The organism is Kitasatospora sp. NPDC101157 (assembly GCF_044768255.1).
In the GTDB taxonomy this organism is placed as follows: Bacteria; Actinomycetota; Actinomycetes; order Streptomycetales; family Streptomycetaceae; genus Kitasatospora.
The window spans coordinates 249,299-266,177 of record NZ_JBIWPL010000008.1 but is presented as its reverse complement, the minus strand read 5'-3'; the positions used below and the strand labels follow the sequence as shown (position 1 = coordinate 266,177).

The window sequence follows — 16,879 nt, the reverse complement described above, 5'->3', positions numbered from 1 at the left end:
AACCGCGCAGCCGGGTCACTGGGGCCCGGTACGGGCCCAACCCTGGGTGCCGGGCGCCGTGATGCCCAGCGGCGCGGCCGGGAGCGCCTGGCTGCGCTGCACGGCCTGGACGGCCGGCGGCAGCACCGGCGGGAGGGTCGGCGGCAGCACCGGCGGCCGCGCCGCGGGCTGGACCGCCGGCTTGATCGCGGAGGGCTGGGCGACCGGCTTGATGATCGAGGGGAGCTGCGGCGGGGCACCCAGGCGCTCCACGGGCGGGGCGCCGGTGGTGCGGTGCACCCGCAGCCAGGCGGTGGCCTGCTCGGCGGGCAGCGCGGCCGACACCAGCCAGCCCTGGACGGCGTCCACGCCCATGCGGTGCAGCCGCTCCCAGGTCTCGTCGTCCTCGACGCCCTCGGCGACCACGGTCAGGCCGAGCGAGTGGGCCAGCTCCACCGAGCAGCGGACCACCGCCGCGTCGTGGTCGTCGGCGACCATCCGGGAGACGAAGGAGCGGTCGATCTTCAGCTCGCCGACCGGCAGGCTGCGCAGCCGCACCAGCGAGGAGTGGCCGGTGCCGAAGTCGTCCAGGGACATCCCCACGCCGTAGCCGCGCAGCTCGGCCAGGGTGTCGGCGGCTCGCCGGGAGTCGTCCAGCAGCAGCCGCTCGGTGATCTCCAGCTGGAGCGCGTGGGCCGGCACCTGGTGGCGGACCAGGTGCCCCGCGACGCGCTGGGCGAAGCCGGGGTTGAGCACGTCGCGCGGTGAGACGTTGACCGCGACCTGCACCTGCAGGCCCTGGTCGCGCCAGTAGGCCAGCTGGCCCACCGCCGCCTCCAGCACGTAGTCGGTGAGCCGGGGCATCAGGCCGCTGGACTCGGCGAGCCCGACGAACTCGTCCGGCGAGACCCTCCCCTGCCCGGGCCGCTCCCAGCGCAGCAGCGCCTCCAGGCCGACCACCCGGCCGTCGAAGGCCACCTTCGGCTGGTAGTGCAACTGCACCTCGCCGGTCTCCAGGGCCCGGCGCAGGTCCCCGAGCAGGCCGATCCGGTACGGGGTGTCGGCGTCCTGGGTCTCGTCGTACTGGGCCACCCCGCTGCACTCGCGCTGGGCGTGGCCCATCGCCACGTCGGCGCGGCGCAGCAGCGACTCGGCGTCCTGGGCGCCCTGCGGGTAGACGCAGACGCCGGCGCTGGCCTCCAGCACCAGCAGCAGCCCGTCCAGGCGGATCGGCGCGGCGAGTTCGGCGATCAGCGCCTTGGCCACCCGCTCCAGGCTGTCGGGGCAGTTGATGCCGGGCATCAGGACGGCGAACTCGTCGCCGCCCATCCGGGCCACCATCGGGCGGCCGCGACGGTAGTGCCGGGGCAGGCCGGCGAAGACGTCGTCGATGGACTCCCGGGTGGCGCTGCCGGCCGGGCCGCCGGAGCGCAGCGCCCGGTGGAGTCGGCGGGCGATGTGAACCAGCAGCCGGTCACCCGCCGTGTGACCGAGTGTGTCATTGAGTGATCGGAACCGATCGAGGTCGAGCAGGATGAGACCGACGCTGTAGCCCTCCTCGCGCTCGACGATCGCCTCCTGGGCGGCCAGCAGTAAGGCCTGACGGTTGGGCAGGTCCGTCAGCGGGTCGGTCAGCTGGTCGCGGGCGCGGTCCCGGGCGATCCGCCAGGCCGCCACCAGGACGGCCAGCGGCACCGCGAACAGCGGCAGCAGTTCGGGTTCGTACCGGTAGACCAGGACGGCCAGCGGGATGAGCGGCGCGGCTCCGGCCAGCAGCACGCCGAGCAGCAGGACCGCACCCGCCACCCCCTGCGGCGGGCGTGTGGGCGCGCCGCCGGTCGTACGATCCATAAGCCCTGTCCTCCGTCGGGCCCGCCCCGTCAGGCCGCCTTACGGTGAGGCACCGTGCTGGTACCGACAGCTGCCGGGCATGGAGCGACCCCGAGGAGCACCGGCTCAGCCGGTGCCCCCACCCCTGCTGACACTCTGTTGCGCTCCAGGGTATGCCGGGGTCCACCCGGTGGGCAGACTTTCGGACAACCGGAAACGCGCCACCGCGCCCGGGTGTCACACAGTGACACAATGCCCGCTTTCACTGCACGGCACCCGGTGACGTTGCATCAGGACGATAACAACCCGGTTCCGGCCACCGGCCGCTCGGGTCCGCTCCGGATCAGCCCTCGGCGGGGACGCCGGCCGGCCCGGCGGCCTCCTCGGGCTCCGGAAGTCCCAGGTGGGCGCGGGCCGCCGACGGTCCGTCGGCCAGCAGCACGGCGAAGCCCGCGTCGTCCAGGACGGGCAGTCCGAGCTGAACTGCCTTGTCGTACTTGGACCCCGGGTTGTCACCGACGACCACAAAATCGGTCTTCTTCGAAACCGAACCGGTCACCTTCGCTCCACGCGAGGTCAGCGCCTCCTTGGCGCCGTCCCGGGTGTGGCCGGACAGCGTCCCCGTCACGACCACCGTCAGGCCCTCCAGCGGGCGCTCCGCCGCCTCCTCGTCCGCGAACTCCTCGGTGAAGCGGACGCCCGCGGCGCGCCACTTCTCCAGGATGTCCCGGTGCCACTCCTCCTCGAACCACTCCTTGATCGAGCGGGCGATGGTCGGACCGACGCCCTCGACCGCGGCCAGCTCCCCCTCGGTGGCCGAGAAGATCCGGTCCAGGTCACGGAACTCCCGGGCCAGCTCCTGGGCGGCGACCGGGCCGACGTGCCGGATCGACAGCCCGTTGAGGAAGCGCCACAGCGGACGCTCCTTCGCCCCCTCCAGGTTGTCCAGCAGGGCCCGGAGCGACTTCTTCGGCTCGCCCTTGGTGGTCGCGAAGAAGAACACCTCCTTCTCCTTGCCGGTCCGGTCGTCCAGCTTGGGCATGCCGGTCTTCTGGTCGCGCACCAGCACCTTGATCGGCAGCAGCTGCTCCTCCGTCAGCCCGAAGACGTCTCCCTCGTTGCGCACCGGCGCCTCGGCCGGCTCCAGCGGCTGGGTCAGCGCGGTGGCCGCGACGTACCCGAGCCCCTCGACGTCCAGGCAGGAGCGCCCGCCGAGGAAGGCGATCCGCTCCCGGATCTGGGCCGGGCAGTGCTGGGCGTTGGGGCAGCGCAGGTCGATGTCCCCCTCGGACATCGGACGCAGCTCGGTGCCGCACTCCGGGCAGTGCGAGGGCATCACGAAGGCCTGCTCGGTGCCGTCCCGCAGGTCGTAGACCGGGCCGAGGATCTCCGGGATGACGTCGCCGGCCTTGCGCAGCACCACGGTGTCGCCCAGCAGCACGTCCTTGGCCTTGACGATCTCCTGGTTGTGCAGCGTCGCGTACTGCACCATCGAACCGGCCACCTTCACCGGTTCGGCCAGCACCGCGTACGGGGTGGCCCGGCCGGTGCGGCCGATGCCGACCTTGATCTCGGCGAGCTTGCCGGTCACCTCCTCCGGCGGGTACTTCCAGGCGATCGCCCAGCGCGGGGACTTGGAGGTGGTGCCGAGCCGGCCCTGCAGGGCGATCTCGTCCACCTTGACCACGACGCCGTCGATCTCGTGCTCGACCGAGTGCCGCTGCTCGCCGAAGTGCTTGATGAAGGCCCGGACTTCGGCCAGGCTCCCGACCACCTTGTTGTGCCGGGCGGTGGGCAGGCCCCAGTCGTGCAGGAGCCGGTAGGCGTGCGACTGGTTGTCGATGTCGAAGCCGACCCGGGCGCCGATGCCGTGCACCACCATGTGCAGCGGGCGGGAGGCGGTGACGTGCGGGTCCTTCTGGCGCAGCGAACCGGCGGCCGCGTTGCGGGGGTTCATGAAGAGCCGGATCATCGCCCGGGGCCGCTTGCCCTCCTTGGCGCGCTGCTCGTTCTCCTGCCGGCGGCGCTCGTTCTCCTCCGAGAAGGAGGCGTTGAGCGCGAGGAACTCCTCGGTCGGGAAGTAGACCTCGCCGCGGATCTCCACCAGCTCGGGCACGTGGTCGCCCTTGAGCCGGTGCGGGATCTCCTTGATGGTGCGGATGTTGGCGGTGATGTCCTCGCCGACCCGGCCGTCGCCACGGGTCGCCGCCTGCACCAACTGGCCGTTCTCGTAGGTGAGGTTGACGGCCAGACCGTCCACCTTGAGCTCGCACAGGTAGTGGTAGTCGATGCCGTGCAGCTCGGTGGCGACCCGGTCCGCCCAGGCGCTCAACTCCTCGTCGTCCATGGCGTTGTCGAGGCTGAGCAGGCGCTCGCGGTGCTCGACCGCGGCGAACAGCGCGGTGGGGGCGCCGCCGACCCGCTGGGTCGGCGACTCCGGCGTCACCAGGGCCGGGTGCTCGGCCTCGATCGCCTCCAGCTCGCGCATCAGCGCGTCGAACTCGGCGTCGCTGACGACCGGCGCGTCCTGCTCGTAGTACCGGGCGCGGTGGTCGGTGATCTCCTGCGCCAGCTCGGCGTGCCGTCGGCGCACCTCCGCCGGAACGTCCTCCCAGCCCTCGACAGCCGTCACCGCAAGCCCTCCTACGTTCTCATTCCGGGTTGTCCACCAGGCTCCGCGCCGCCCGTGCCGCGAGCGACAGCGCCCTGCGCGCGTACGCCGGGGAGGCCCCGGCCAGCCCGCAGGCCGGCGTCACCAGCACGCGGCGGCCCAGCAGCTCCGGGGCGAACCCGAGCCTGCGCCACAAGGTCCTGACCCCCTGGACACTACCGGCCGGGTCGGACACCGCCTGGTCAGTGGCGGGGACGACACCAGCGAGGATCACCGTGCCGCCCTCCACCGCCTCGCCGAGGTCGTCGTCCTGGCGCTCGGTGAGGAGGGAGAAGTCCAGCGAGATCCCGGCGACCCCGGCCCGGCGCAGCAGCGGGACCGGGACGTCCGGGGCGCAGGAGTGCACGACGACGGGCGCGTCCAGGCCTCGGATCAGCTCCCGCAGCACCTCCTCGGCGACCTGCCGGTCCACGGCGCGCAGCCGCTGGAAGCCGCTGGCGGTCCTCACCTGCCCGGCCAGCACGGCGGGCAGGGAGGGCTCGTCCAGCTGGAGGACCACCTCCGCGCCCGGCACCCGCTTGCGGACCTCCGCGAGGTGGCGGCGCAGGCCCTCGGTGAGCGAGCCGGCGATGTCCCGGCAGGCGCCGGGGTCGGCGAGCGCCTTCTCGCCGTGCTTGAGCTCGATGTTCGCCGCCAGCGTCCACGGGCCGACGGCCTGGACCTTCAGCGCGCCCTGGTAACCCTGGGTGAACTCCTCCAGGGCGTCCAGGTCCTCGCCGAGCCAGGAGTGGGCGCGGCGGGTGTCCCGGCCGGGGCGGTCGGCGAACCGCCAGCCGCTGGGCTCGGTCTGCGCGAACAGCTCGACCAGCAGCCCGGCGCTGCGGCCGATCATGTCGGCGCCCGGGCCGCGCGCGGGCAGCTCGGGCAGGAACGGCAGGTGCTCCAGCGCGCCGGTGGAGGTCCTGGCGGCCTCCCGGGCGTCGGTGCCGGGCAGCGAGCCGACGCCGGTGGCGGCGCCGTGCAGGTCGGGGAAGGGGTGTCCGGTGCTCACCCGTCCGAGCCTAGTGCGCGGCGCCGCCTCTGCTCCTCGGAGCCCCGTTCAGTGCCCCGGGCGGACGGTGAGGTCGGTGATCTCGGCGTCCCGGGAGGCGTCCAGGGCGGCGAGGACGGCCTTCGCGACGGACTCCGGCTCGATCCAGCGGTCGGCGTCGTACTCCTTGCCCTCCTGCTGGTGCACCTTGGCCTGCATCGGGGTGGCGGTGCGGCCGGGGTAGACCGAGGTGACCCGGACGCCGTTGGCGTGCTCCTCGTGGCGCAGCGAGTCGGCCAGCGCCTTCAGGCCGTGCTTGCTGGCCGCGTACGCCGACCACTCCGCGTGGGCGGTGAGGCCCGCGCCGGAGTTGACGAACACCACGTGGCCCTTGGACTGCCGCAGCGAGGGCAGCAGCAGGCGGGTCAGCTCGGCGGGGGCGAGCAGGTTGACGTTCAGCGTCTCCTGCCAGGCCTTCACCGGAAGGTCGCCGACCGGGCCGAGTTCGACCACGCCCGCGACGTGCAGCAGCGAGTCGAGGGCGACGGGCAGCGCCTGGTGCCCGAACGCCCAGGACAGCTTGCCGGGGTCGCCGAGGTCCCCGACCAGGGTCCGGGCGCCCGGGAAGCGGTCGCGCAGCTCGGCGGCCCGGCGGGCGTCACGGGCGAGCAGCCAGAGCTCGTCCCCGCGCTCGGCGAGCTTCGCGGTCAGGACGGCGCCGATGCCGGAACCGGCGCCGGTGATCAGATGTGCGGCCATGGTTCCGATCCTCTCAGGCCTTGAGCTGCGCGAACACCTCGGCGGGCGTGTCCGCGAAGGTGACCAGCTCGGTGAGCGGGCGCGGCAGGAAGCCTTCGGCGTCCATCCGCTCCAGCTGGGTGCGCAGCCCCGTGTAGAAGCCCTCGGTGTCCAGGACCACGACCGGCTTGTCGAACATCCCGTGCTTCTTGAGCTCCACCACCTCGGTGACCTCGTCCAGGGTCCCCATCCCGCCGACCAGGACGACGATGGCGTCCGCGCGGGCCGCGAGCTCCGCCTTCCGCTCGGCGAGGTCGCGGGTCATCACCAGCTCGTCCGCGCCGACGTACCCCTTGTGCTTCAGCATCTCGACCAGCACTCCGACGAGCTTGCCGCCGGCGGCCTTCACCTCGTCGGCGAGCAGCCCCATCAGTCCGGCGTTCGAGCCTCCCCAGACCAGGGTGTGGCCGCCCTCCCCGAGGAGCCGGGCGAACTCGGCGGCGGGGGCGGAGTAGCGGTCGTCGAGCGAGTACGCGGAGCAGAAGACGCAGATATTCATAGTGCCGTCTGGTCTATCACGCCCGTCCGCCCCCGCTCACCGGTATTACGCCCCGGCCGGTAGCCGTTCCGCGCGCGCCGCCGGGCCGGCGGCGCGCGCGGGATCACCGGCATCCGCGAGGACGATCACGGGTGCTGGAAGGACACCTCCGGGTTCGCCGCCGACGGGCCGTCGAGGACGGGCTGGTGAATTCCCTTCAGGGTCCGGTCGAAGAAGGCTCCGACGTACTCCCGGGTCAGCTGCATCCCGCGCTCCGGCGAGGTGGTCGTCCCCGGGGGGAACGGCAGGCCGGCCGCGGCGGCCAGGACCGGGACGTCCGTGAAGCTGGAGTGGTTGGTGCCCGCGACGGCCAGCCAGGGCTTGTAGCCCTCCCAACCCGCCCAGGTCCGCCCCCAGGACTCGTCCCCGCCGCCGGCGGCGTGGTCGCTCTGCTTCCCGAGCAGGAGGAACGAGCGCCCGTTGAGCTCGTCGGTCGGGACCGGCGGCCAGAACGTGCCGTCCATGTTCACCCCGGCCAGGATGCGCCGGTCCTCGGCCATCGCCGTCAGCGCCGACGCGCCGCCGATCGAGTGCCCGGCCATGCCGATGCGGTCGTGGTCGATCAGGTGCGCCAGGCGCCAGGCCGGGTGGTGCCCGGTCAGTTGGTCCAGGACGAAGGAGACGTCCTTCGCCCGGCTGTCCGGGAGCGAGTCCGGGGCGCCGGTGCCGCACAGCGCGCAGCCGGGGGTGCTGCCGTCGGCGAGCGTCTCGCCGGAGTCCTCGTAGGTGTGACCGACCAGGGCCACCACGTAGCCGTGACTGGCCAGGTCGGTCGCCAGACCGGTCAGCGTGGCGCGGGGGTTCTCGAAGCCCGGGGAGAGGACCACCAGCGGGAACTTCCCGCCGACGGCCTTCGCGCCGGTCTGGGCGTGGGTGTCGATGTTCACGACGTCCTGCGGCTGGAGGCCGGTACCGGCCGGGATCCGCGTCGCCACGAAGCCCTGCGCCTCGCCGAGGGTCATGTACGGAGCGGGCTCGCCGGTGCCCGGCCGGGCCGGGTAGAACATCGACACGGCCAGCTGCCGCGGCCCGGCCGACGGCACCCAGGGGTCGGTACGGCTGTGGTCGGTCAGGCGCAGCACCTCCTCACCGGCCGCGTACTGCCCGGTCGGGCGGGGCAGTTCGGCGTGGAAGGCGGCCGGAGCAACGGCCGCGGTGGCAGCCGTACTTGCGGACGGCGACGGCGCGGCCATCGCGGCCCCGGCCATCGGAAGCGGCAGAGCGAGCACAAGGGCGGCGACGGCCGCGATACGGCGGGATCGGTTCATGCCCCTGACGTTAGGATCGCGGCCCGCACCCTCGAATCAGCCTGATTGATGCGGTCTCCGGCCGCGGTCATCCGTGGGATTCAGGGGCGTCATCCGTTCGGATGACACCCCTGACGCGGACGGAACCAGGGTTCGCTCAGGCGTGGACGGCCGGGCGCTCGGTGGTGGCGATGGTGGCGGAGCCGATGACGCGGGTGCCGTCGTAGAGGACGACGGCCTGGCCGGGGGCGATGCCGCGGGCCGGGGTGTCGAGGCGGACGTGGAGGGTGTCGCCGACCATCGAGGCGGAGACGGGCACCTCCTCGCCGTGGGCGCGGAGCTGGGCGGTGTAGCGCCCCTCGGTGAGGGGCTCGGTGCCGCACCAGCGGGGGCGGATGGCGGTCAGGGCGGTGATGTCGAGGCCCTCGACGGGGCCGACGGTGACGGTGTTGTTCACCGGGGAGATGTCGAGGACGTAGCGCGGCTTGCCGTCGGCGGCCGGGCGGCCGATCCGCAGGCCCTTGCGCTGGCCGATGGTGAAGCCGTAGGCGCCGTCGTGCTCGCCGAGCTTGGTGCCGTCGACGTCGAGGATGTCGCCGGTGGCGGTGCCGAGGTGCCGGGCCAGGAAGCCCTGGGTGTCGCCGTCGGCGATGAAGCAGATGTCGTGGCTGTCGGGCTTCTTGGCGACGGCCAGGCCGCGGCGCTCGGCCTCCGCCCGGATCTCCTCCTTGGTGGTGTCACCGAGCGGGAAGAGGGAGTGGGCGAGCTGCTCGGCGTCGAGCACGCCGAGGACGTAGGACTGGTCCTTGGCGCCGTCCACCGCGCGGTGCAGCTCGCGCTCGCCGGAGGGCAGGTCGACGATCCGGGCGTAGTGGCCGGTGCAGACGGCGTCGAAGCCGAGGGCGATCGCCTTGTCCAGCAGCGCGGCGAACTTGATCTTCTCGTTGCAGCGCAGGCAGGGGTTCGGGGTCCGCCCGGCCGCGTACTCGGCGACGAAGTCGTCGATGACGTCCTCGCGGAAGCGCTCGGCGAGGTCCCAGACGTAGAAGGGGATGCCGATCACGTCGGCGGCCCGCCAGGCGTCCCGGGAGTCCTCGATGGTGCAGCAGCCGCGCGCACCGGTGCGGAAGGACTGCGGGTTGGCGGAGAGCGCCAGGTGGACGCCGGTCACCTCGTGCCCGGCTTCGACGGCGCGGGCGGCGGCGACGGCGGAGTCGACTCCGCCGGACATCGCCGCGAGCACGCGCAGACGGCCGGTGGACGGAGTGGTCGGGGCACCCGGGAAGTCAGTCATGGTGAGTACAAGCGTACGGGGCCGCCGGCCATGCCCGAGGCGGGCCCCGACCCCGTACGCGGCCTACCGGCGTACCGTCGCCAGCCCCGCGTTGCGGGCCCGCTGCACCGCCGGGCCGATCGCGGCCGCCAGCGCCGTGACGTCCTCGCGCACCGAGGTGTGCCCGAGCGAGAACCGCAGCGAGGCGCGCGCCAGCAGCGGGTCGACGCCCATCGCGAGCAGCACGTGGCTGGGCTGCGGCACCCCGGCCGAGCAGGCCGAGCCGGTGGAGCACTCGATGCCCTGGGCGTCCAGCAGCATCAGCAGGGCGTCGCCCTCGCAGCCGGGGAAGGAGAAGTGGGCGTTGGCGGGCAGCCTGCCCTCCGCGGTCGGGTCGCCGTTGAGCACCGCGTCCGGGACGGCCGCCAGCAGCCCGGCCACCAGCTCGTCGCGCAGCGCGCCCAGCGTCACCGCGTGCTCGGCCCGCCGCTCCACGGCAAGCGCCGCGGCGGCCGCGAAGCCGGCGGCGGCGGGGGCGTCCAGGGTGCCGGAGCGCACGTCGCGCTCCTGGCCGCCGCCGTGCAGCAGCGGGACGGGCGTGGCGCCACGGGAGAGCAGCAGCGCGCCGATGCCGAACGGGCCGCCGATCTTGTGGCCGGTGACGGTGAGCGCGGTGAGCCCCGAGTCGGCGAAGGAGACCGGGACCTGGCCCAGCGCCTGCACCGCGTCGGCGTGCATCGGGATGCCGTACTCGGCGGCCACGGCGGCGAGTTCGCGCACCGGCTGGACGGTGCCGACCTCGTTGTTGGCCCACATCACGGTGACCAGGGCCACCGATGCCGGGTCGCGCTCGATCGCCGCCCGCAGTTCCGCGGGGTGCACCCGGCCGTACCCGTCCACCGGCAGGTACTCGACCGTCGCGCCCTCGTGCTCGGAGAGCCAGTGCACCGCGTCCAGCACCGCGTGGTGCTCGACCGGGCTGGACAGCACCCGGGTGCGGGCCGGATCGGCGTCCCGGCGGGACCAGTACAGGCCCTTGACCGCCAGGTTGTCCGACTCGGTGCCGCCGCCGGTGAACACGATCTCGCTCGGGCGGGCGCCCAACGACTCGGCCAGCGACTCGCGGGACTCCTCGACCACCCGGCGGGCCCGGCGGCCGGCCGCGTGCAGGGACGAGGCGTTGCCGACCACCCCCAGGTGCGCCGTCATCGCGGCGATCGCCTCGGGCAGCATCGGCGTGGTCGCCGCATGGTCCAGGTATGGCATAACCATCCGATTGTAGAGGCCGTGCCCCGGGGCCCCGCCCGGTGCGCACCGATCCGGCCACCGGTGCGAACGCCGGCGTCCGGCACTGGTTTGTACCACTGCACCGCCCAGCGGTTAGCCTGACGAACACTTCTCGAACGAGTTCCAGGGGGGCGTCCATGTCGCAGTCGGTCGACCGCGCACTGACGCTGCTCGGCTCGCTCGGCGACGGGCCGCTCTCGCTGGAGCAGGCCGCGAGCACCCTCGGGGTGCACAAGTCCACCGCGCTGCGGCTGCTGCGCACCCTGGAGGAGCACGGGTTCGTCCGGCGCCAGCCCGACCTGCGCTACCGGGTCGGCGGCCGGGTGCTCTCGCTGGCCCACCGCGCGCTGGAGGACTTCGACGTCCGGCAGGTCGCGGCGCCGTACCTGGCCGCGCTCAACGCCCGCTGCGGCTACACCGTCCAGCTGGCCGTGCTGCACGACGGCGAGGTGCTCTACCTGGACGAGGTGGGCCCGCCGCCGGCCGCCCTGCCGCCCCGGATCGGGCGCCGCGCGCCGGTGACCGGAACGGCCGTCGGGCGGGTGCTGCTCGCCGGACTGCCGGAGGACGGCACCCCCGAGGAGGAGCTGCCGGCCGAGCTGGCGGCGGTGCGCCGCCGGGGCTGGGCGGCCGAGTCGGCCGAGCACCGGGAGCCGGTGACCTGCGTGGCCGCGCCGGTCGCGGGCAGCGGCGGGCGGACGGTCGCGGCCTGCGCGCTGAGCGCCCCGGCCAGCCAGGTGCGGCCGGCCGAACTGGCCCGGATGCTGCCGGAGCTGCTCTGCACGGCCGAGGCGATCTCGCTCGCGTACGGCGGCTCGCCTACTCCTCGCTGGTGCGAGAACCGTTGCGGTGCCAGGCCCGCGGGGCGCGCCAGCCGTACCTCAGGGCGAGCATCCGCAGCCCGAAGGCGGTGAGCGCGGCGGCGGTGCCGGTGGCGCCGGTGAGCCGGTCGGCGGCGATCAGCGCGGCCACCAGGGCGGCGCCGACCAGGGCCGGGACGGCGTAGATCTCGCGGTCCCAGCGCAGCAGGGAGGGGATCTCACCGGCCAGCACGTCGCGGATCACGCCGCCGCCCGCCGCGGTCACCATGCCCAGCGCGACCGCGGCGACCGCGCCCAGCCCGTAGTCGTGCGCCTTGGCGGTGCCGGTGACGCAGAACAGCCCGAGGCCGAGGGCGTCCAGGGTCTGCACCGCGCGGTTGATCCGCTCGACCTCGGGGTGCAGGAAGAACACCACCAGCGCGGCCGCGAGCGGGGTCACGAAGTACCCGAAGTTGCTGAAGGCGGCCACCGGTGTCGCCCCGATGACCAGGTCGCGGATCACCCCGCCGCCCAGGGCGGTGGCCTCCGCGAGCACACAGATCCCGAAGATGTCCATGTTCTTGCGGACGGCGAGCAGCCCCCCGGAGAGGGCGAAGACGAAGATGCCGGCCAGGTCGAGCGATTGCTGCACGTCGGAGGGGAAGATCTGCGAACTCACCGTCCATGTGTACCTGATGCCCCGCACCTCTCCGGACATCGGTCACAGTTCGGATGAAACCGTCTCGCGGAACGCCCGGCACCACCGCGCTGCCCCACTCCTCCCCGCGCTCCGCTAACCTCCCGCGTGTGAAGCTCATCGGACGCGCATCCCCACGCCAGAACTCCCGAACCGCCGGGGGCGGCGCCGCCTCCGCCGCCTCGTCGAGGCTCGGTTGGCTCGACGCCCTGCGCGGCATAGCCGCGCTCTCCGTCGCCATCTACCACCTGGCGCTGCCGTTCTACTGGCTCCACATCGACCACGAACCGCGCAACTTCGGAGATCCGGGCATCTTCGGCGTGATGCTGTTCTTCCTGGTCAGCGGATACATCATCCCGGCCTCGCTGGAACGGCGCGGCGACGTCCGCTCGTTCTGGGCGGGCCGGTACTTCCGGATCTACCCGGTGGTGATCGTCACCGTCGTGGTGAGCCTGCTGGTGCTGCCCCGCAACCACTCGGTCATCCAGGGCTTCGCCTTCGACCATCCGCTGCTCTCCCTGGCGGGCAACGCCACGATGGTCCAGGACCTGACGGGCATCCCGAACGTCATCGGCGTGATGTGGACGCTCACCTATGAAATGATCTTCTATTTCTTCGTGACGGCCCTGTTCGTCAACGGCCGGCACCGGCAGAGCGCCCCGATCGCGATCGGCTTCGCGGGCGGTGCGCTGCTCCTCGGCTCCTGGCTGCCGCTCGGCCTGCTCACGGCCGACGGCGGCCTGCCCGCCAACCGGCACCTGGCGCTGGCCGTCCTGGTCGTCGTGATCACCGCGATGGTCTGCTTCCTCACCGGCCGGGCCGACCTGACCCGCTGGGGCGGGACGATGCTCGGCGGGCTGGGCCTGGTGCTGGTCATGCTGAACGGGCGCTCCGCCGCCTTCGAGACCCTCATGATCTTCGCCACCATGTTCGCCGGAACGGTCCTGTACCGGCTGGAGCACGGCCAGATCGACCGTCTGCCGGCCCTGCTGTGCTGCGGCTTCGTCCTCACCTCCGGCGTCCTGTCCGGCTACATGTACAACCGGGGCAACGCACTCTGGCGGACCTGGAGCGAGTCCTGGCAGGCCTTCTCCGGCGCCTACCTGGCCGCCTGGGTCGTCTTCGCGATCGGCATGCTGCTGCGGCACCGCCGCTTCCCGCGCTGGCTGAGCTGGCTGGGCACGATCAGCTACTCGGTCTACCTCCTGCACAACCCGCTCATCCACTTCATGAACTGGAAGCTGGAGAACCGGCCGCCCTTCACCTCCTGGCAGGACCGCAGCCTGCAGTTCTTCGGGTTGATGGCCGCCCTGCTGGTGATCAGTTACCTCAGCTACCGCCTGATCGAGATCCCGTTCCAGAACCTGGGCCGCAAGGTGATCAAGGCGCTGAACCGCCGCTTCCCCTCCGACCTGCCGTTCGCCCGTCCGGCCGCCCCGGCCGTGCGCGAGCCGCAGCCGGCCGAGGCCGCCGAGGCGGCCCGGGAGGCGGAGCCCGTCGCCGGTCGCGGCTGACGGCCCCGGCGCACACGACGCACGAAGGCCGCCCGCTCCCCTCTCCGGGGGCGGGCGGCCTTCGTGCGTACGGGCTCTGCTGGTCGTTCCCCTCGCCGCGCTCGGGGCCGCGCTAGTCGTTCCCCTCGCCGCGCTCGGGGAAGTGACAGGCCACCTGGTGGCCGGTCTTCAGCGCCGTCAGGGCCGGTTCCTGGCTCGCGCACACGTCCTGGGCCTTCCAGCAGCGGGTGCGGAAGCGGCAGCCGCTCGGCGGGTTGATCGGCGAGGGCACGTCGCCCGTGAGCAGGATCCGCTCGCGGCCGCCGCTCTGGCGCCGGCGCGGGTCCGGCACCGGGACGGCCGACATCAGGGCGTTGGTGTACGGGTGCATCGGGCTGCGGTAGAGCGAGTCGCGGTCGGCGATCTCGACGATCTTGCCGAGGTACATCACCGCCACCCGGTCGGAGACGTGCCGGACCACCGAGAGGTCGTGCGCGATGATCAGGTAGGTCAGGCCGAGCTCCTGCTGGAGGTCGTCCAGCAGGTTGACCACCTGGGCCTGGATCGACACGTCGAGCGCCGAGACCGGCTCGTCCGCGACGATCATCTTCGGCTTCAGCGCGAGGGCCCGGGCGATGCCGATGCGCTGGCGCTGGCCGCCGGAGAACTCGTGCGGGTAGCGGTTGTAGTGCTCGGGGCTGAGCCCGCAGAGCTCCAGCAGGTCCTGGACGGCCTTCTTGACGCCGCCCTCCGGCTGGACGCCCTGGAGCCTGAACGGCGCGCTGACGATGGTGCCGACGGTGTGCCGCGGGTTCAGCGAGGAGTACGGGTCCTGGAAGATCATCTGGATGTCGCGGCGCAGCGGCCGCATCGCGCCGACGCCCAGGTGGCTGATGTCGGTGCCCTCGAACTCGATCTTCCCGCCGGTGGGTTCGTCGAGCCGGGTGATCAGCCGCCCCATGGTGGACTTGCCGCAGCCGGACTCGCCGACGACGCCCAGCGTCTCACCGGCGTTGACGGTGAAGTCGATGCCGTCGACGGCCCGCACCGCGCCGGTCTGGCGCCGCAGCAGCCCGCCGCGGATCGGGAAGTGCCGGGTGAGGCCGGCCACCTTCAGCAGCGGCTCGCGCTCGGGCGCGGGCGCCGGGGAAGGGATGGTGGCCCCCTGAGTGTCCGTCATCGGTTCTCTCCAGAATGGTGGTACGGGGCCGGGCTCACAGCCGGGGCGCGATCTCGTCGGCGAAGATGCGGTGCCGCTCGTCGGCCGGCAGGTGGCAGGCCGCGAGGTGCCCGGGAGCGGCCTCGGCCAGCACCGGGACCTCGCTCGTGGAGCGTCCGCCGGTCAGGGCGGCGTACGGGCAGCGCGGGTGGAAGGCGCAGCCGGACGGCACGTTGATCAGGCTGGGCGGGGTGCCCTTCACCGGGACGAGCCGGTCCTGCAGCTCCCGGTCCAGTCGCGGCATCGACCCCAACAGGCCCCAGGTGTAGGGGTGTTCGGGCGCGTCGAAGAGGCTCTCGGCGGGGCCGCGCTCGACGCACTTGCCGCCGTACATGACCAGGATGTCGTCGGCGAGCTCGGCGACCACCCCGAGGTCGTGGGTGATGATGATGACCGCGGAGCCGAACTCCTGCTGGAGGTCGCGGATGAGGTCCAGGATCTGCGCCTGGACGGTGACGTCCAGGGCGGTGGTCGGCTCGTCGGCGATCAGCAGCGAGGGGTCGTTGACCAGGGCCATGGCGATCATCGCGCGCTGGCGCATGCCGCCGGAGAACTGGTGCGGGTAGTCGTCCAGCCGGCGGTCCGGCTGCGGGATGCCGACCCGGTCGAGCATCTCGATCGCCCGGGCCCTGGCCTCCTTCTTGGTGGCCTTGGGGTGGTGCACCCGGTACGCCTCGATGATCTGGGCGCCGACCGTGTAGTAGGGGTGCATCGCGGTCAGCGGGTCCTGGAAGATCATCGCCAGTTCGCGGCCGCGCAGTTGGCGCACCCGGTCCGGTCCGGCCGCGATCAGGTCCTCGCCGTCGAGCAGGATCTCGCCGCTGATCCGGGCCCGCTTGGAGCGGTGCAGGCCCATGATGCCGAGCGAGGTGACGGACTTGCCGGAGCCGGACTCGCCGACGATGCCCAGGGTGCGGCCCTTGTGCAGGTCGAAGCTGACCCCGTCCACCGAGCGGACCAGGCCGTCGTCGGTGTCGAAGTGGATCCGCAGGTCGCGGACGGACAGGAACGGGTCTCCCAGAGGAGCGGGAGCGGAGTCCGCCGGGGTCTTCTGGAGGTCGGTCACGAGAGCCTCACGCGGGGGTCGACGAGGGCGTACAGGAGGTCGACCACGAGGTTGCAGGCGACGATGAAGAAGGCGGCGAGCAGCGTGACGCCGAGGACCTTGGGCAGGTCGTTGTCGGTGATCGCCTGGACGGCGAACTGGCCGACGCCGTTGAGCGAGAACACCTGCTCGGTGATCAGCGCTCCGCCGAGCAGCAGGCCGAGGTCCATGCCGAAGATGGTGACGATCGGGGTGAGCGCGGAGCGCAGTCCGTGCTTGACGACGACCTTGCGCTCGACCAGGCCCTTGGCCCGGGCGGTGCGGATGTAGTCCTCGCTCATCGTCTCCAGCATGCCGGCGCGGGTGAGGCGGGCGTAGAGCGCGGAGTAGAGGAAGGCCAGCGAGATCCACGGGAGGATCAGGTTGCGGGCCCACATCAGCGGGTCGTCGGTGAAGTTGACGTAGTGCAGGTTGTCCAGGATCGGCCACTCGTAGCTGAACACCGTGAGCAGCAGGGCGCCGGTGAAGAAGACCGGCAGCGAGACGCCCGCCAGGGCGACGCCCATGGAGAGCCGGTCGAAGATCGACCGCGGCTTGAGCGCGGAGATGACGCCCGTGGTGATGCCGGAGATCAGCCAGAGCACCGCCGCGCCGATGGCGAGCGAGATGGTGACCGGGATCCGGCTGGTCATCTCCGGCCAGACCTCCAGGTGGTTCTTGAAGGAGTAGCCGAAGCAGGGCACGTGGCAGGTGGCCGGTTCCGGCCCGAACTTGTACTCGGCGCCGCTGACCAGCGCCTTCAGGAAGTTCCAGTACTGGGTGTACAGCGGCTGGTCGAAACCGAGGTTCTTCTTGACCGCCGCGATCGCCTCGGGCGACGGGTTCTTCCCGATGTACTGCGCGGCCAGCTGGTCGGTGGTCTCGCCGGCGATGCGCGGGAGCAGGAAGAAGATCGCGAAGGTGACCGCGCTGACGACCAGCAGCAGCACCGCGGCCGCGAGGATCCTGCGAACGATGTAGGCAAACACAGTT

General features: G+C 72.5%; 14 protein-coding genes. 2 read left to right on the top strand and 12 right to left on the bottom strand.

All coding sequences use genetic code 11. The features are described 5' to 3' along the window. Positions 1-15: 15 nt before the first annotated feature. The 8 genes from ACIRVF_RS19895 to ACIRVF_RS19860 form a co-directional block, all read right to left on the bottom strand. Positions 16-1,830, bottom strand: a complete 1,815-nt coding sequence (locus tag ACIRVF_RS19895) for a putative bifunctional diguanylate cyclase/phosphodiesterase (protein ID WP_402819094.1) — start codon at positions 1,828-1,830, stop codon at positions 16-18. A 322-nt stretch (positions 1,831-2,152) separates the two neighbouring features. Then, positions 2,153-4,441 carry an NAD-dependent DNA ligase LigA gene (ligA, locus tag ACIRVF_RS19890; protein WP_402819091.1) on the bottom strand — a complete coding sequence of 763 codons (2,289 nt, stop codon included), beginning with the start codon at positions 4,439-4,441 and terminating at the stop codon, positions 2,153-2,155. 19 nt (positions 4,442-4,460) lie between these two features. Continuing rightward, the gene (locus ACIRVF_RS19885; RefSeq protein ID WP_402819088.1) at positions 4,461-5,471 is read right to left on the bottom strand and encodes a methionine synthase; all 1,011 of its coding nucleotides are present in this window, start codon (positions 5,469-5,471) and stop codon (positions 4,461-4,463) included. Between the two features lie 48 nt (positions 5,472-5,519). Continuing rightward, positions 5,520-6,209 (bottom strand): SDR family oxidoreductase, encoded by a 690-nt coding sequence (locus ACIRVF_RS19880; protein ID WP_402819085.1) that lies wholly within the window; start codon positions 6,207-6,209, stop codon positions 5,520-5,522. A gap of 13 nt (positions 6,210-6,222) precedes the next feature. Next, complete coding sequence (locus ACIRVF_RS19875) at positions 6,223-6,747, bottom strand: TIGR00730 family Rossman fold protein (protein ID WP_402819082.1); 525 nt, start codon at positions 6,745-6,747, stop codon at positions 6,223-6,225. A 125-nt stretch (positions 6,748-6,872) separates the two neighbouring features. Continuing rightward, a complete protein-coding gene (locus tag ACIRVF_RS19870) occupies positions 6,873-8,054 on the bottom strand; it encodes an alpha/beta hydrolase family protein (protein ID WP_402819079.1) in 1,182 nt (393 codons plus the stop codon). Between the two features lie 136 nt (positions 8,055-8,190). After that, positions 8,191-9,327: a tRNA 2-thiouridine(34) synthase MnmA gene (mnmA, locus tag ACIRVF_RS19865; protein WP_402819076.1), complete on the bottom strand. Its 1,137-nt coding sequence runs from the start codon at positions 9,325-9,327 to the stop codon at positions 8,191-8,193. Between the two features lie 63 nt (positions 9,328-9,390). Beyond that, positions 9,391-10,572, bottom strand: a complete 1,182-nt coding sequence (locus ACIRVF_RS19860) for a cysteine desulfurase family protein (RefSeq protein ID WP_402819073.1) — start codon at positions 10,570-10,572, stop codon at positions 9,391-9,393. Positions 10,573-10,730: 158 nt separating this feature from the next. On the opposite strand from ACIRVF_RS19860, the gene ACIRVF_RS19855 reads away from it, so the two are divergent. Beyond that, positions 10,731-11,507 carry an IclR family transcriptional regulator gene (locus tag ACIRVF_RS19855; protein WP_402819070.1) on the top strand — a complete coding sequence of 259 codons (777 nt, stop codon included), beginning with the start codon at positions 10,731-10,733 and terminating at the stop codon, positions 11,505-11,507. Here the strand turns inward: ACIRVF_RS19855 and ACIRVF_RS19850 are convergent. After that, positions 11,413-12,072 (bottom strand): trimeric intracellular cation channel family protein, encoded by a 660-nt coding sequence (locus ACIRVF_RS19850; RefSeq protein WP_402819067.1) that lies wholly within the window; start codon positions 12,070-12,072, stop codon positions 11,413-11,415. The two genes, ACIRVF_RS19855 and ACIRVF_RS19850, sit on opposite strands and share 95 nt — an antisense overlap. A gap of 128 nt (positions 12,073-12,200) precedes the next feature. Here ACIRVF_RS19850 and ACIRVF_RS19845 point away from each other — a divergent pair, with 128 nt between their 5' ends. Beyond that, positions 12,201-13,604, top strand: coding sequence for an acyltransferase family protein (locus tag ACIRVF_RS19845; RefSeq protein WP_402819064.1), 1,404 nt, complete (start codon positions 12,201-12,203; stop codon positions 13,602-13,604). Positions 13,605-13,716: 112 nt separating this feature from the next. On the opposite strand, the gene ACIRVF_RS19840 is transcribed toward ACIRVF_RS19845, so the two are convergent. The 3 genes from ACIRVF_RS19840 to ACIRVF_RS19830 are packed head-to-tail and all read right to left on the bottom strand — an operon-like array spanning position 13,717 to position 16,875. Further along, complete coding sequence (locus ACIRVF_RS19840; protein ID WP_402819061.1) at positions 13,717-14,763, bottom strand: ABC transporter ATP-binding protein; 1,047 nt, start codon at positions 14,761-14,763, stop codon at positions 13,717-13,719. Between the two features lie 34 nt (positions 14,764-14,797). Then, positions 14,798-15,868, bottom strand: a complete 1,071-nt coding sequence (locus tag ACIRVF_RS19835) for an ABC transporter ATP-binding protein (protein WP_402819058.1) — start codon at positions 15,866-15,868, stop codon at positions 14,798-14,800. After that, complete coding sequence (locus ACIRVF_RS19830) at positions 15,865-16,875, bottom strand: ABC transporter permease (RefSeq protein ID WP_402819056.1); 1,011 nt, start codon at positions 16,873-16,875, stop codon at positions 15,865-15,867. Before ACIRVF_RS19830 ends, ACIRVF_RS19835 begins: the two co-directional genes overlap by 4 nt. Positions 16,876-16,879: the final 4 nt, after the last annotated feature.

Coding starts and splice junctions, on each gene's coding strand:
- ACIRVF_RS19895 (WP_402819094.1), bottom strand. CDS start 1,830: ATGGATCGTACGACCGGCGGCGCGCCCACACGCCCGCCGCAGGGGGTG.
- ACIRVF_RS19880 (WP_402819085.1), bottom strand. CDS start 6,209: ATGGCCGCACATCTGATCACCGGCGCCGGTTCCGGCATCGGCGCCGTC.
- ACIRVF_RS19875 (WP_402819082.1), bottom strand. CDS start 6,747: ATGAATATCTGCGTCTTCTGCTCCGCGTACTCGCTCGACGACCGCTAC.
- ACIRVF_RS19870 (WP_402819079.1), bottom strand. CDS start 8,054: ATGAACCGATCCCGCCGTATCGCGGCCGTCGCCGCCCTTGTGCTCGCT.
- mnmA (WP_402819076.1), bottom strand. CDS start 9,327: ATGACTGACTTCCCGGGTGCCCCGACCACTCCGTCCACCGGCCGTCTG.
- ACIRVF_RS19860 (WP_402819073.1), bottom strand. CDS start 10,572: ATGCCATACCTGGACCATGCGGCGACCACGCCGATGCTGCCCGAGGCG.
- ACIRVF_RS19855 (WP_402819070.1), top strand. CDS start 10,731: ATGTCGCAGTCGGTCGACCGCGCACTGACGCTGCTCGGCTCGCTCGGC.
- ACIRVF_RS19840 (WP_402819061.1), bottom strand. CDS start 14,763: ATGACGGACACTCAGGGGGCCACCATCCCTTCCCCGGCGCCCGCGCCC.